We start from the raw sequence: 15,187 nt of genomic DNA on the forward strand, positions 1-15,187 counted from the left end.
AAGAGGATGAAGAGAAACTGTCCCCAGGTGGCTCCCTGCCGTAGCCGTAGCATCAATTCCTGCTTTATAACGGTGAACATAGATTCCCTCCTCCCTCAGTCCCTCCTCCCCTAGCCCCCGGGTACCCTCTGGGTGCCCGGGGGCTAGGGGAGGAGGGCAGCCATCATTCCACGGTGACGTTTTTGCGCCTCGTAGAGCTCGCGCCAGATGTTGTATTTCGCGTCGTGGTAGGCGCGGGTGGCCGGGTTGGGCATGATCGTCTCGCCCGCGCGGCCCATCGCCGTCATCGCGTCGGTGACGCTGGCGTAGTCGCCTGAGGCGTGCGCGGCGAGAATGGCGGAGCCGAGCAGCACAGACTCGGGCTCTTTGCCCAGCGTGATGGACATTCCGCAGGCATCGGCGTGCTGCTGGAGCCAGAGCGAGTTTTTCGTGCCACCACCGGTCGCCACAATCTGCGAGATCGTAAAGCCTTGGGCGTTGGCGGCCTCGATAATCGCGCGAGTACCGTAGGCCAGGGCCTGCACTGTCGCGACATAGAGCCGCGTGTCCTGCGCCAGAGATTTATCCAGCGAGAGCCCCTCGACCACGCCACGCGCATGAGGATCGGCAAACGGCGAGCGGTTGCCTAGGTGAAAATCGAGGACATGAAGATGGCGCGTGAGATAGGCAACATCTGCCAGCCCCTCACTGGCGGCGAGCTTTAGGGCTTCTTGGTTGAGGAGTGCGTAGACCGTCGTGCTCTCAGACTCTGCTCTATACGCCAGATCACGGTACTCGCTGGAGTCCTCGATCACGAAGTCAATCAGCGCCCCTGCCGCGCTCTGCCCGCCCTCGGTGAGCCAGTAGCCGGGCACCATCGCGCCAAAGTACGGCCCCCAGACGCCCGGCACAAAGATCGGCTCCTTCGAGGCCGCCATGTGGCAGTTGCTCGTCCCGCCAATCAGCGCAATCGAGCTTTCGAGGTCTGCGGCTCCGAGCAAGCCCAGGCCGCCCGCATGGGCATCTATAATTCCGACGGCGACAAAGCAGCTTGTGGTCAGGCCAAAGTGCGTGGCGGCTTCTGGAGTCAGCGGCCCGATGCGCTCGCCTAGGGGCCGGATGGGGTTCTGCGTGATCCGTGGATCATCGAGGCCGAGGCTTGCCAGAAACGCCGTGTCCCAGCGGCCTTCGTGGCCCAAGTACGTCCACTTGCAGACATTGGTGCAGAGCGAGCGCACGTCTTGGCCCGAGGCTTTGTAGGTCAGGAAGTCCGCTAGATCCAGAAACTTAGTCGCCGCAGCCCAAGTCTCGGGCAGGTTTTTCTTGAGCCACTGCAACTTCGGCGGCTCCATCTCGGGCGAGATCGCGCCACCGACGTACTTCAAGACCTCATGGCTCCCCGCGTTGATGGCATCGGTCTCCACAATCGCGCGGTGGTCCATCCAGACGATAATATTCTGCTCTGCACTGCCACTGGGGCTCACGGTCAGCGGCACATCGCCCTCGCCCAGCACGACCAGCGAGCAAGTCGCGTCAAAGCCGATCCCGACCACGCTCTCAGGAGCCACTTTGGCCTGCGCCAGCGCCCCCCGCACCGCAATTCCTACCGCACTCCAGATGTCGCCGCTGCTCTGCTCGACAAACTCGGGCTGGGGCCGCCACAGTTTGATCGGGTGGGTTGCCATGCCCTTTCGCGCTCCATCCACGACGGAGAAAACCCCCGCCCGCGCCGAGCCCGTCCCCACGTCCACCCCGACAACAAATCTTTCCTCAGTCATGGTAAGGATTTTACCCGGATTTTGTGATACGCTGACGCCGCTCCCGCCCTCTGGGGAAGTCCGGTGTGATTCCGGCACTGTCGCGCAACGGTAATTGAGCTTTATGCTCCGAGTCCGATCGCCAGCGGGGGCAAAGCGCCGTGGATTGAAATCCCGGCTCGTGAGGAAAAACCCATATTCGTGGGTTGCAGTCCGCGCAGGCGGACTTATCTTCTCTAGCCGCGAATTCATTCGACGGTAACAAAATCCCTCGGCCTGCGCGAAACAGGCTAGAAAGAATACGTTTGTGACCTCGAATTCTCGTCGGTCAGCCTTTACGCTGATCGAGCTTCTTGTCGTCATCGCGATTATCGCGATTCTGGCGGCGATCCTCTTCCCCGTCTTTGCTCAGGCACGCAGCAAGGCCCGCCAGACCTCCTGCCTCTCCAATACCAAGCAGCTTGGCCTAGCGGCACTGATGTACTCCCAAGACTACGACTCGACCTTCCCGTTGTTTAGCTACGGCGACTCCAAGACCTACTGGGTCGGGGCGCGGGCAGGCTTCTCTGGGCCACTGGATAAAAAGCTCGGGCTGATCTTCCCGTATCTCAAGAGCGGTGAGATCCAGCGCTGCTCGGAGTACGCGGGCCTATCCAATCTAGGCGGCACGGGCTATGGCTACAGCGCAGTGCTCGCCAATGAGCAGTGGGTTAACACCGGCGGAAGCTGGGTGATGCAGCCTCAGCCCGCCACGGATGCGGCGATCACACGCCCTGCTGAGTGTCTGCTCTTTGCGGATTCAGGCAACCGCACGGATCCCGCCGCAACAGGCCCGGACACGATGAAAACCATCGCTACGGTGGCCGAGACCATCACGATTCAGCCGCCCAGCTCCTGGTGCTTCCCCGGCTACGGCTGTACGTCGTCGCTGGACTTTCGGCACCAAGGCTTTGGCAATATCGTCTTCTGTGACGGCCACGCAAAAGCCATTGCCCGCGCCGTGTTTGCCGCCAAGCTACCCGTCAGCGAGCAGCAGCCCGGCATCGTCTACCGTGGCGACTGGCTGATGGCGAAATAAGCTTCCCCCCTAGCCCCCGTTGGACGGGGGTTAGGGGGTAAAATGCCCTCATGCTCAAACGTGGCGTGTTCAAGACGCTCTTTCAATCTGTCGATGCTCTGGTGACTGGCAAGGGCCGCATTGATGACGAACTCTTTGATGAGTTCGAGGAGGCGCTCCTCGCGGCGGATCTCTCGCTTCGTACCACCGACCAGGTTCTGGAGCGCCTCAAGGGCATGGTGCGCGACCAGCGGATGTCCACGGCGCAAGAAGTCCAAGACGGTCTCAAGCTCGCGCTCACCGAGGCGCTCGGCGATCCAGGGGACACGAAGCTCAGAGTCGCGGAGAGCGGCCCGACACTCTATTTGATGGTGGGAGTGAACGGCGTCGGCAAGACCACGAGCCTCGGGAAGCTGGCCTATCGCGCGTCGAAAAAAGAGGGCAAGAAAGTGATTCTCGCGGCGGGCGACACGTTTCGCGCCGCCGCCGCCGAGCAGCTCGGGATCTGGGCGGAGCGCTCGGGAGCGGAGCTGATCCGCCAGAAAGAGAACGCCGACCCTGCCGCCGTGGTGCACGATGCGATTATCGCGGCCAAGGCGCGTGGAGCCGATCTGATTCTGGTAGACACCGCAGGGCGCTTGCACACAAAGCTCAATCTGATGGAGGAGCTACGCAAGATCGGGCGTATCTGCGAGAAAGAGCTGGGAAGAAAACCCGATGAAGTGCTACTGGCGCTGGACGCCACCACGGGTCAGAACGCGATTCCCCAGGCCAAGCAGTTCACCGAGGCCGTGGGCGTGACCGGGATTGTGCTGGCAAAACTCGATGGCACAGCGCGTGGAGGAATCGTGATTACGCTCCGACAAGAGCTAGGCGTCCCCGTGAAAATGGTCGGTGTCGGCGAGGGCGCAGAAGACATGCTCCCCTTCAACCCCGAGGTCTTTGTGGAGGCGATGCTGGGGTAGCCCCCCGCCCCCCAAGATTGGGGGAATATTTCATGGTATCCTAAAAGCCTATGTCTGCAAAACAATACAGCGCGGCTCCTGCGCTCACCATTGACCTTTCTAAGACCTACACGGCAACCATTGAAACCAACTTAGGCACGATGACGGCGGAGTTCTTCCCGGCGGATGCTCCTGTTACGGTCAACAACTTCGTCTTTCTGGCTCGCGAGGGCTACTACGATGGCGTGATCTTCCACCGCGTCATCAAGGGATTTATGATCCAGGGCGGCGACCCCACGGGAACAGGTCGTGGCGGTCCCGGCTACAAGTTCGCCGATGAGCCCGTGCGCCGCAAGTATCTTCGTGGCACGCTCGCGATGGCCAATGCGGGCCCTAACACCAACGGCAGCCAGTTCTTCGTGATGCACGCGGACTACCCCCTGCCGCCGAGCTACACGGTCTTTGGCAAGCTTACCACAGGCGAGGATGTTCTCGATGCTATTGCCACCACTCCCACGGGAGCCCAAGACCGACCCAATGCGCCAGTGACGATCCGCACGATTACCATCACGGAAGCGTAGAAAAACTTGGCAAAAGTTCTGGTCAGTGACCCGGTTGCGGCGGAGGGTGTTGCCATCCTCCGCCGTGCGGGGCTCGAAGTTGACGTTAAAACCGGCCTCTCCAGCGACGAGCTCAAAGAGATCATTGGGGAGTACGAGGGCCTTGCGGTTCGCTCGGAAACCAAGGTGACGGCGGAGATTCTCGAAGCCGCGCATAAGCTCAAGATCATTGGACGTGCGGGGGTCGGGGTGGACAATATTGATGTCGCTCGGGCAACAGAGAAAGGCGTCCTGGTCGTGAACTCGCCCGAGGGCAATACCATTGCCGCCGCTGAGCTCACCGTGGCGCTGTTTTTTGCCCTCTCGCGCAATGTCCCCCAAGCGCACGCCAGCATGAAAGCAGGCGAGTGGAAACGCAGCAAGTTTGTGGGAGTCGAGCTCTACGGCAAGACCGCAGGCGTGATCGGGCTGGGCAAGATCGGACGGGAAGTCGCCAAGCGGCTCAAAGCGCTGGAGATGCCGATTCTGGCCTACGACCCGTTTCTGGGCAAAGAGCAGGCCGATGCACTGGGCGTCCAGCTCGTGGACCTCGACACGCTCTACCGCAACGCGGACTTCATCACGGTGCATGTCCCCAAGACCAAAGAGACCACCGGCCTCATCTCCGATGCGCAGCTTGCGGTCATGAAAGACGGCGTCCGGCTGATCAATGTCGCCCGTGGCGGTATCTACGACGAAGCGGCGCTCTTGCGCGGGCTAGAGTCGGGCAAGCTCGGTGGCGCGGCGCTGGATGTCTGGAGCAACGAGCCCATCGCTCCCGACTATCCCCTCGCGCTACATCCTAAAGTGGTCGCCACACCGCACCTCGGCGCCTCAACCGAAGAGGCACAAGTGGGGGTTGCCGTGGACATCGCCGAGCAGATCGTCACCGTGCTCCAGGGGGGCAGTGCCCGCGCCGCCGTGAACATGCCGAGCCTTCCCGCCGAGATTCTACACCGCACCGCGCCGTATCTGACACTTGCGGAGAAGATGGGCAGCCTCAAGGCACAGCTCGCCCGTGGCTCCGTCACGGCAGTTGAAGTGCGCTACGAGGGCGAGTTCGACACGGCCCAGACGGTTCATCTGACACGCGCCGTGCTCAAGGGCCTGCTCACACCCGCGCTTGGGGAGTCGGTGAACTATGTCAATGCCCCAGCTCTCGCGGCCTCGCGTGGCGTCAAAGTCACCGAGTCGCGTGGCCCACGCGGCGATGAGTACGAGCGCCAGCTCACCGTGCTTGCCACGGATGACCGGGGCACGCATGGCGTCACCGGAACGATCTTTGGCAAGAGCGACCCGCACATTGTCTTTCTGGACACCTACCCCGTGGACTTCCGCGCCGACGGCCACCACATCATGGTTCGCAACCATGATAGGCCCGGTATGATCGGCAAGATCGGCACGATTCTAGGCGAGGGCGGGGTCAATATCGCCGGGATGTACGTGGGCCGCGATGAAAAAGACGGCACCGCCGTGATGGCACTCTCGGTAGACTCCGCTGCCTCCAACGAAGTCGCGGAGACCATCCGTAGCCTGGATGGGATTCTCTCGGTTCGCCAAGTGGTGCTGTAAGACCCTCCTCCCCTAACCCCTCCTCCCGATAACGGAAAGGAGGGGAACGCTCATGAAGGCTCGTAGCCGAAGAAGCCGCGCTCTTTGATGAGCTGAGCGACAGCGACAGGTACCATGCTCTCCCAGCTTGTGTCGCTCTCTCGAATACGCATCAAAACATCCCGTGAGAAGATAGGCAAGTACTCTTTGTTGTAGAAGTCAAGGCTCTGGACATGGTCATTTTCCACCATGTGCTCATAGAGGCTCTGTAGATGCGGGGCCACTTTCAGCTTCTCGACCGTGATTAAGTGGCGGCTGGACTTATCCATCAAGGGATAGATATAGAGCTTGAGGTCGTTTTTGAAGAGCCGCCCAAACGACTCCAGAATCCCACCTTCGAGATCCTCGTAGAACCGCTCATCAAAGAGATCCCGTAAGCTGGGCACGCCCATGGTAATGCCAATCGGCTGCTTGGTGTAGCGTCGCAGGTAGGTCGCGAGGCGGTGGTACTCGAAGTAGTTGGAGATAAGCACGGTGGCTCCCGTAGCCGCTAAGACATCAGCACGGGCCAGAAAGTCCGCGTGGTCGATCTCGCCGCTGGCCAGTAGGTTTTTCATGGTGATCTCAAAGAGAGTCACCACCTCGCTATCATCAGCGGCATTGTCCATAAACTGCTGGCGAGCGCACTGAATCATGTCCACGTTTACATGCGTCACCGGACGGAACGAGCCACGCTCTAGGAGAATACGCTTTTTGCGCAGAACCTCCGACGGCTGGAGCACCTCGCCGCTGGCAGAGAACAGCGCGGCATTGGAGAGCCCAAGCTGGACGAGTTTTAGGGCTATTAAGCGATGATCAACTCCCTCGAACGACGAACCACTGAACTTAACCATGTCCACTTCGATACGCGACACGGTCAGGCTATCTAAAAGCGAGCTCAGAATCGTGTCGGGGTCTGCGGTGCGCAGAAGTGCCGCGTGAATGAGATTGACCCCTACAATGCCAAGTGCCTCTTGCTGGCTCACGTGGTCTTTATCCAGCATACGGACATGAATGACAACCTGGCTGGGCTCACTCTGCCCCTCCGACTGAAACTTGATCCCCAGCCAGCCATGACACTCATTGGTACCGTGAAAGTTACGAGTCGCTACGGTATCCGAGAAAACAAAGAAATCCGTGTTCTCCCCACGTGCCAAGCCAAGACGCTCTAGGAGCAAGTTGTACTCGTAGTCGAGCATTGTCTGGAGTCGCTCGCGGGAAACGTAGCGCGGCGAGGGACCGTAGATCGCATCGCTGACCGTCATGTCGTAGGCAGAGATCGACTTGGCAATTGTCCCCGCAGCACCACCCGCCTGGAAGAACCACCGAACCACTTCCTGACCCGCACCGATCTCTGCGAAAGTTCCATAGAGACGGGGGTTTAAGTTAACGGTCAGTGCCTTCTGCTGTGTATCGGCGGTGCGGCGGTCTATTTTTGACTCCATACAGATCTCCTAAGCAGGGGCAGTAGCTCCCTGGGTTCACGTGTATAGTGTCGGAGTTAAGTTTTGCCGCCTTGAGGGATTTGGAGAAGTCTAGTATTTCATGCAGGCGGCTCTGGCACGGAAACGGAGGAACAGCCAAAAAAGCCACGCTCTTTAATCAGTGTCGCGACAGCCGTAGGAACCGCACTCTCCCAGCTAGAGTCTCCCTGCTCAATCTTACGGAGTACATCGCGGGAGAAGATATGCAAGAACTCGCGGTTGTAGAAGTCGAGGCTCTGGATATGGCCATTCTCCACTAAGTGCTCATAGAGACTCTGTAGATGCGGCGAGACTTTGAGCTTTGGCACCGTAATGAGCTGACGGCTGGACTTGTCCATGAGAGGATAGACAAAGAGCCGCAGATCGTTCTTGAAGAGCCGCCCAAAGGACTCCAGGATCCCGCCCTCTAAGTCTTCGTAAAAGCGCTCCTCAAACAAATCTTTCAAGCTGGGAATCCCCATCGTGATCCCAATGGCGAGCTTGGTGTAGCGCCGCAAGTACGCTGCCAAGCGGTAGTACTCGAAGTAGTCGGAGATAAGCACGGTAGCTCCCGTAGCCGCTAAGACATCGGCGCGGGCCAGAAAGTCCGCGTAGTCAATCTCGCCGCTGGCCAGTAAGTTCTTCATGGTGATCTCAAAGAGCACCACCGTTTCTTCGTCGCCGCCCACGCTATCGTTAAACTGCTGCTTGGCACAGTGAATCATGTCGAGATTGACATGGGTCACGGGCCGGAACGAGCCACGCTCCACCAAGATACGCTTCTTGCGGAGCACCTCCGATGGCTGGAGCACCTCGCCATCGGCGGAGAAGAGCGCCGCGTTGGAGAGCTCTAGCTGCACGAGCTTTAGGGCCATCAGGCGGTGGTCAATTCCCTCGAACGCGGGACCACTGAACTTGACCATGTCCACTTCAATGCGCTCCGCGGTCAGGCTGTCGAGAAGTGCGCTGAGGATCAGATCGGGGTTATCAAAGTGGAGAAGCGCCCCATGGATCAGATTGACCCCCACAATGCCCAGTGCCTCTTGTTGGCTGATATTGTCCGTATCCAACATCCGAACGTGAATCACGACTTGGCTGGCCTCTAGCTCAAAGGGACGCTGGAACTTGACTCCTAGCCAGCCGTGGCAGTCGTTGGTGCCGGAGAAGTTTCTCGCCGCCACGGTATCAGCGAAGACAAAGAAGTCGGTGGTCGGGCCACGGAGTGGGCTGAGACGCTCGCGAAGAAGCGAGAACTCGTAGTCGAGCATTGTCTGGAGTCGCTCGCGGGAAACATAGCGTGGCGAGGGACCGTAGATCGCATCGCTGACCGTCATGTCGTAGGCAGAGATCGACTTGGCAATTGTCCCCGCAGCACCACCCGCCTGGAAGAACCACCGAACCACTTCCTGACCCGCACCGATCTCCGCGAAAGTTCCGTAAAGCCGCTCTGTAAGATTGATCTCCAGCGCCTTCTGCTGGGTCTTCTCCCCGCGTCGCGCCGTACTCTGATCCATGCCCTATCCTCCCAAAAACCCAAAGAAACAAAAACCCCCCGATGAACCATCATCGGGGGTCTTGCATTCGTATTTTACCCGACTTACTGGACGAATCCACCCACATCGGTAAAGATCGGCAGGTAGTCGCGCCAGACAGCGTGGCGGGTACCAGAGACATACTTATTGAGCGCGATATAGGGCGTGTAGCGCGGGCGGCGCGGCTGACGATTGAGCTTCATTCCACACTTCTCCAGCGGCTTGTCCCCCTTGCGCGTATTGCACTTGCGGCAGCAAGTCACCAGGTTCTCCCAGCTCATCGGGCCGCCGTTGTGCTTGGGCACGACGTGGTCGATCGTGAGATCCTTGGCAACGAGGCCGCAGTACTGGCACGTGTAGTTATCGCGTGCAAAAATACTCCGGCGTGAGAGCTTCAGCTCCGGTAGTGGCCGACGGACATGCTGGCGTAGCTTCACCACCGACGGATGCGCAATACTCCGGCCCTCAGCGGTAAACCATGCCTCTGCCTCACGTGCATCTTCCTCGCCACGCGTGTGCAAAATATCCGCCTTTCCTAGGTAGACCAGCACAATCGCCCGGCGGACGTTGCAGACATTCAGCGGCTCGTAATCGCTGTTTAAGACCAGAACCTCTTGCCCCATTTCGTAAAAACTCCTCTCGCGTTGAACAAACAAAAAAACCCGCTTGCTCACGATGAAGCAGACGGGTTTTAGAGGCGACAGACAACCGGGCACGTGTAGACCATGTGCCGATGCAGGCACAGGCCGTCCACCCCCGGTCTTAGATGCCTCTTAGACCCAACCTCTTGATGTCGGTAACGATACATGTAAGGGTATGATAACCTGTGACGATTCATCCGTCAAGGACTGATAAATAACCCATGACTTCTACGCCCTCTTGGAACCTCACCGACCTGTTCCAGAGCCCGGATGATCCCCGGCTCTTCGACACTCTCACCCTCGTCTCTGACCAAGCCCTAGACTTTGCCACGCGCTACCAGGGTAAGATCGCCACGCTCACGGCAGCCGTTCTTGCCGAAGCCCTTGCGATGTATGAGCGCCTCCATCAAGAAGGGAGCAAGCCTGCAACGTATGCGGGCCTTCGCTTCGCCGCGGACACTGCCCCCGAAAACGGGGCACAGGTTCAGAAGCTACGCGAGAAGACCACCACCGCGCTCTTGCCCACTCTCTTCTTCCCTATCGAACTGGCACGCCTAGATGGTAAACAACTCGAGACTTTGGCCGCTGCCCCCGAGCTCGCCAACTGGCGTCGCTACTTACTCCATGTCGCACAAACCGCCCCGTTCTCTCTCTCGGAGCCAGAAGAAAAAATCCTCGCACAGAAAGCCAACACGGGCGATCGGGCCTGGGTACGGCTCTTCCAGGAGCTGCTCGCAAGCCTGCGTTTTGACCTCGAGGGCAAGAGCCTCAGCCTCTCGGAGGTCTCGACATTTCAGTACCATACCGACCGCGAGCAGCGCCGCCAGAGCGCAGAAGCTCTCACCCAGGGGCTACGCCCCCACCTGCGCACCCTCACCTATATCTACAACACGCTGGTTCAAGACAAGGCGCTGGAAGATGGACTGCGCGGCTATACGTTCCCGGAGCAAGCACGACATCTCAGCAACGAGCTGACTCCCGAGATTGTGGCCGCCGTGACCGACACCGCCGAGGCAGGCTACCCCACCGTCGGGCGCTACTACAAGGCAAAACAAAAGCTCCTCGGGCTGGACTCTCTCACCCACTACGACCGCTACGCCCCGCTCCACACCGACGCGCCCAGTGTCTCCTTTGACGAAGCCCGTGACGATATTCTCGCCGCCTTCGCCCGCTTTGAGCCCTCCTACGCCGCTGCGGGTCCGGCGTTCTTTGACGGCGGCTGGATTGATGCCGCGCCGCGCCAAGGCAAGCAGGGCGGCGCGTTTTGCTCCTACACCACCCCGGATCTGCATCCCTATCTTTTCCAGAGCTACCTGAACCGCGCCTCCGATAAAAACACGCTGGCGCACGAGCTCGGACATGGCATCCACTCATCGCTCTCTCGGGGCCAGAGCTTCTTGAACTTCCACGGCACTCTCCCGATGGCGGAAGTGGCCTCGACTTTTGCGGAGCTTCTGGTCTTTGAGCAAGAACAAGAGCGCACCACGGGCGCAGCACGTCGGGCACTCTTTGGGCGCGTGCTAGAAGACTCGTTCTCCACCATCCACCGCCAGACCGCGATGTATCGGTTTGAGCAAGCCGTCCACGCCGAGCGCAAGCAAGGCGAGCTCCCCACCGAGCGAATCAGTGCTCTCTGGCAGGAGAAGATGAGCGCCATGTTTGCCGGTGCCGTCACGCTGGGAGACGAGCATGCGCTCTGGTGGAGCTACATTCCCCATTTTATCGGGACGCCGTTCTATGTCTATGCTTACAGCTTTGGTAAGATGCTGGCCCTGGCGCTGTACTACCGCTACCAGCAAGAAGGGGCTCCGTTTGCCCAGAAGTATGTCGCGATGCTCTCGCAAGGCGGCTCCCAGTTCCCCACCGAGCTGGTCGCGCCGCTGGGAGTAGATCTGAGTGACCCGGGCTTCTGGCAAGGGGCGCTGGAGATCCTAGAGAGCTGGGTGACGGAGTTCGAGAAAACCCCGTAGAATTTCGGTTTTTAGGAAGGCAACCCCATGCGGCACAGGGCTTGCATCTTTTCGCATTGCACGAGAAACACCTTGAGATTTACCCGGCAGGACGAAAGTCAATCTGCCGGGCTTTTTTTTGCTTTTTCTCTACGGTGTCCAGCTCTCACTGGGCTCCAAAGACGCGCAGACTTGCGCCAGTAGCTCGGCGCAGGCATCGGCATCGGAGAGCGAGATGATCTCACAGGGGGTGTGCATGTAGCGCAGGGGCACCTCGACCAGCCCGGTGCAGACTCCCGCCATCGAGATCTGCATGGCGTTGGCATCGGTGCCCGTCCCACCGGGCGTGGCTTGAACCTGCACCGGAATCGCGGCTTTCCCGGCCACGTCCACGATGCGATCCGCGAGCTTGCGGTTGGCATTGGCTCCGCGCAAGACGCCCGGCCCGCCGCCCAGCTTCATCGGGCTAACCTTGCGCTTGTCCATCGAAGGAAAGTCGGTAGCAAATGTCACGTCCACCGCGATCCCGATATCGGGCCTCACCCCGTGCGTCGCCGCGTGTGCGCCGCGCAGCCCGATCTCTTCTTGAACCGTCGCAACCGCAAAAACAGCGGCTTTTGGGTTGAGCGCTTTCACGCGCCGCAGCGCCTCGGCGACAACCCACGCCCCAACCCGATTGTCCATGGCGCGGCCCGCGACTCGATCGCCGATCAGCGGCTGCCAGCCATCGGCATAGACCGCGGGGTCGCCGATCTGCACGCCGGCATCCAGCACCTCTTGCTTGTTGGTCACGCCCAGATCAATCCAGAGGTCTTCCAGCTCCGGCTTCTTGCCGCGCTCTTCAACCGTCAGTAGGTGAATGGGCTTCTTCCCAATCACGCCATGCACGGGGCCTTTTCGGGTCTGCACCACCACGCGCTGACCGACCAAGTTGGCCAGGTCATGGCCGCCAATCGTGCGGAAGTAGCAAAAGCCTTCGTCGTTGATGTAGTGGATCAGAAACCCAATCTCATCAATATGCCCCGCCAGCATCACCCGAGGGCTTCCCGTGGGATTAACCGCCGCGATCACGCTTCCCAGCGGATCGGTGGTCACTTCATCGGCAAATGCGGAGACATAGTCACGAAAGTTCTGAGCATTGGGTTCTTCAAACCCGGAGGGCGAGGGGGTTGTAATCATTCGCTCTAAGAAAGCGAGCGCATCGGTAGAAATCATAATTGGCACCATTTTACCTGAAAGTCCGTCATTTGAACGCTCGTTCCGTTAAAGGAGGTGGCGGTGGCAAAGGCGCTGGACTCGTTTTTCTGTGAGTGGTAGAATCCTGTGTGCCTAAGCCGTTCGATGCTGCCACCAAGTTTCTTACCGAAGCGCAGCCCGATGACTGGGTATCCTTGTTCGCATTGCCCATAGGACAGACTCAGGTTCTGGATGCCGATCTGTCTACGGTAACGGCGGCTGCGGATCGCGTGTTCCGCGTGGGAGCCAAGGAGCCTTACCTGCTCCATCTGGAGTTTCAAGGCAATGTGGACACAGAGTTTGCCCTTCGGAGCCTGCTCTACAACGCCGGGCTTCGGGCTCGTTATAAGCTGCCTGTCAAGACCGCCGTGGTCTTGTTGCGTCCCTTTCACGGACACCAGCACTTAAAAGGAGAGGCGCTCTGGCACGATCCTGAGGAGCTGGCGATTGCGTTTCACTATCGTATGATTCGCATCTGGCAGATGCCTGTTCAGAGGCTCCTTCAAGCGGGACTGTCTCTCTTGCCGCTGGCTCCGGTCGCGCGGGTTCGCAAGAGCCAGCTTCCCGGTATTCTGGCCGTTCTGCGCGAGCGTCTGGACCAAGAGGCATCGCCAGAGCTTGCCGCATCGCTCTGGACGGCGACGTATGTGCTTTTGGGTCTTCGTTACCCGCGAGTTGAGGTGGAGGAACTGATGAGTCGTGATGTTTTAGAGCTACTAAACAGCCAACTGCTGGAGCAATCGCAAACCTACCGTGGTTTCGTCGAGGAAATAGAAAGCCGTGTCGAAAGTCGTGTCGAGCTTCGCCATGCCCGAACCACTCTTCTGCGCCTGGGCCGCAAACGCCTCGGTGAGCCCTCGGCGGCGCAGCTTGAGCAGGTAGAAGCGCTTCAGGACAAAGAACACCTCGAAGCCCTGGCAGAGCGCCTGCTCGAAGTCGAGACTTGGGAAGAGCTTCTTACGCCCTAGCGGAAGCCCCCTACCAATGGCCTCTACCGCTCGCTCTCGCCTGGGGGAAATCCGAACTTCAAGACGGTACAGGCGACGCTCAACACGATCGGGATGGACTTTGCAATTGTCCCCAAGAAAGCGGCATAGACAGCGCAACGACGCGTGGGAGAGCCGCTCGCCGCGCAGCTAGAGTAGGTAGAAGCGCTTCAATACAAAGAGCAACTCGAAGCCTTGGCAGAGTCACTTCTGGAAGCCGAGACCTGGGAAGAGCTACTGGAGGCGTGGTTCACGCATAAACGTACAGCGCTGAATCACAAAAAGAAGAGAGCACATCACATGAAAGCTGAATGGTTCGTCCTGTTAAATATTGACAAGAAGCTATTATCACTATCAACATAAATCACAATAATGTTAATCCCTTCAACATAGAGTGACCTAAACACACTACAAAAAACATCAAAAATATTTAAAAAAGATTTCATATCGCTTTTCATTAACTCAGAAGCGTCTTTCCAAACAAGGCAATGTTTTTTGGTTCCATCAGTAAATCCTTCCCACAAATTATCAGCTAGAGCATCCCAAGAACCTCTCGCAGGTGTCCTGTCTTTTGGCATTGGTAGTATCATGCCGATTTCACTAAAAAGATCATCCTTGCTTTTTATATCAACACCCTCTAAAACATAAATTTCATACCCTTCCGCCATCAAAAACGACATCAAATAACCATATTCATCCTTTTTTACACAATTAAACAATTCAAAATCCATCTATCTAACCTTTCTGAAAGAAATCGGCCCATTATCTCCATAATGAGTATTTGTATAATATAATTCCCCAGTTGAAGTATTCTGAACTACTCGGTTAGTGCCTCTTCCTGCACCATAACCCCCTACAGGCTCGACATCATATTCCACGTATCCACCCGCCCCAGCGGTTCCAGGTAAATGATCTCCATTATTCGTCATATTGTTCCGGTACCCTGCTCTTTGATTTGTTCCAGGCCGGTTTCCGAATTTCCCTCTTCCATTAGGGTGCAATGGCGGTACGGTCCCAGCATCAATATGACTCACAGCTGCGTCCAATTGTGCTTGTTCAGCTGCAGATAAATCTCCAGGTTTAAGAGTGTCATAGTTATGCACCCACAGCCAGACAATTTTACACTCGACCTTTACTCTATGATTGGCATTCGTCCAATCTTCAGCCTTAGTCGCATCTCCAACAAAGTAGCTATGCGTATCTGCGACTTCAAAGTTATAGACAGTGGCAGGCGTTTCCTTCGTCTCGATCCGAACAATCTTCACCGACGGCCCCGCACGCGTCACAATCGCGTTGCCAATCGCCAGCCGACCCGCAGGAGTCCAGCCGGTGCCTTCCACGTAGAACGGGTGCTCAGGTGTGGTCTCGACGCGCGTGCCGCCTTCGACTTCGATCACCAGCGTAGACGGCGCGGTGCGAACCTTGGTGCTCACCACCTCTTTGGCCACGATCTT

General features: G+C 58.3%; 13 protein-coding genes and 1 riboswitch. Of the genes, 6 read left to right on the plus strand and 7 right to left on the minus strand.

All coding sequences use genetic code 11. The features are described 5' to 3' along the window. Positions 1–143: 143 nt before the first annotated feature. Entirely contained in the window at positions 144–1,757 is a 1,614-nt protein-coding gene (locus AC1XOS_RS10970) for an FGGY-family carbohydrate kinase (RefSeq protein ID WP_481962259.1), read from the minus strand. A gap of 40 nt (positions 1,758–1,797) precedes the next feature. Next, positions 1,798–1,888, plus strand: a riboswitch (adenosylcobalamin-variant (AdoCbl-variant) riboswitch). Positions 1,889–2,043: 155 nt separating this feature from the next. Between AC1XOS_RS10970 and AC1XOS_RS10975 the strand changes: the two genes are divergently transcribed. Genes AC1XOS_RS10975 through serA form a run of 4 tightly spaced genes read left to right on the plus strand, consistent with a single transcriptional unit; the run spans position 2,044 to position 5,908 of the window. After that, a complete protein-coding gene (locus AC1XOS_RS10975; RefSeq protein ID WP_481962260.1) occupies positions 2,044–2,814 on the plus strand; it encodes a DUF1559 family PulG-like putative transporter in 771 nt (256 codons plus the stop codon). Between the two features lie 50 nt (positions 2,815–2,864). Continuing rightward, entirely contained in the window at positions 2,865–3,758 is an 894-nt protein-coding gene (gene ftsY, locus AC1XOS_RS10980; protein WP_481962261.1) for a signal recognition particle-docking protein FtsY, read from the plus strand. Between the two features lie 50 nt (positions 3,759–3,808). Beyond that, on the plus strand, positions 3,809–4,318 hold the full coding sequence (locus AC1XOS_RS10985; protein WP_481962262.1) for a peptidylprolyl isomerase: 510 nt from the start codon (positions 3,809–3,811) through the stop codon (positions 4,316–4,318). Positions 4,319–4,324: 6 nt separating this feature from the next. Then, on the plus strand, positions 4,325–5,908 hold the full coding sequence (gene serA / locus AC1XOS_RS10990; protein WP_481962263.1) for a phosphoglycerate dehydrogenase: 1,584 nt from the start codon (positions 4,325–4,327) through the stop codon (positions 5,906–5,908). Positions 5,909–5,958: 50 nt separating this feature from the next. Here the strand turns inward: serA and AC1XOS_RS10995 are convergent, their stop codons facing one another. The 3 genes from AC1XOS_RS10995 to AC1XOS_RS11005 all read right to left on the minus strand — a co-directional run bounded on the left by AC1XOS_RS10995 (position 5,959) and on the right by AC1XOS_RS11005 (position 9,544). Beyond that, positions 5,959–7,371: a nucleotidyl transferase family protein gene (locus AC1XOS_RS10995; protein WP_481962264.1), complete on the minus strand. Its 1,413-nt coding sequence runs from the start codon at positions 7,369–7,371 to the stop codon at positions 5,959–5,961. Between the two features lie 98 nt (positions 7,372–7,469). Further along, entirely contained in the window at positions 7,470–8,903 is a 1,434-nt protein-coding gene (locus tag AC1XOS_RS11000) for a nucleotidyl transferase family protein (RefSeq protein WP_481962265.1), read from the minus strand. An 83-nt stretch (positions 8,904–8,986) separates the two neighbouring features. After that, positions 8,987–9,544: an HNH endonuclease gene (locus AC1XOS_RS11005; RefSeq protein ID WP_481962266.1), complete on the minus strand. Its 558-nt coding sequence runs from the start codon at positions 9,542–9,544 to the stop codon at positions 8,987–8,989. A 239-nt stretch (positions 9,545–9,783) separates the two neighbouring features. On the opposite strand from AC1XOS_RS11005, the gene AC1XOS_RS11010 reads away from it, so the two are divergent. After that, positions 9,784–11,532, plus strand: a complete 1,749-nt coding sequence (locus AC1XOS_RS11010) for a M3 family oligoendopeptidase (RefSeq protein WP_481962267.1) — start codon at positions 9,784–9,786, stop codon at positions 11,530–11,532. 129 nt (positions 11,533–11,661) lie between these two features. Here AC1XOS_RS11010 and AC1XOS_RS11015 read toward each other — a convergent pair whose 3' ends face one another. Continuing rightward, entirely contained in the window at positions 11,662–12,726 is a 1,065-nt protein-coding gene (locus AC1XOS_RS11015) for a M42 family metallopeptidase (RefSeq protein ID WP_481962268.1), read from the minus strand. 110 nt (positions 12,727–12,836) lie between these two features. Between AC1XOS_RS11015 and AC1XOS_RS11020 the strand changes: the two genes are divergently transcribed. Next, positions 12,837–13,715 carry an RpnC/YadD family protein gene (locus tag AC1XOS_RS11020; RefSeq protein WP_481962269.1) on the plus strand — a complete coding sequence of 293 codons (879 nt, stop codon included), beginning with the start codon at positions 12,837–12,839 and terminating at the stop codon, positions 13,713–13,715. Positions 13,716–14,029: 314 nt separating this feature from the next. On the opposite strand, the gene AC1XOS_RS11025 is transcribed toward AC1XOS_RS11020, so the two are convergent. Both AC1XOS_RS11025 and AC1XOS_RS11030 read right to left on the minus strand, forming a co-directional pair. Then, entirely contained in the window at positions 14,030–14,464 is a 435-nt protein-coding gene (locus tag AC1XOS_RS11025) for a barstar family protein (protein ID WP_481962270.1), read from the minus strand. Further along, positions 14,465–15,187, minus strand: a 723-nt coding sequence (locus AC1XOS_RS11030) for a polymorphic toxin-type HINT domain-containing protein (RefSeq protein WP_481962271.1), incomplete at its 5' end; no start/stop codon positions are given. It abuts the gene before it with no gap.

This window comes from Armatimonas sp. (assembly GCF_964826245.1).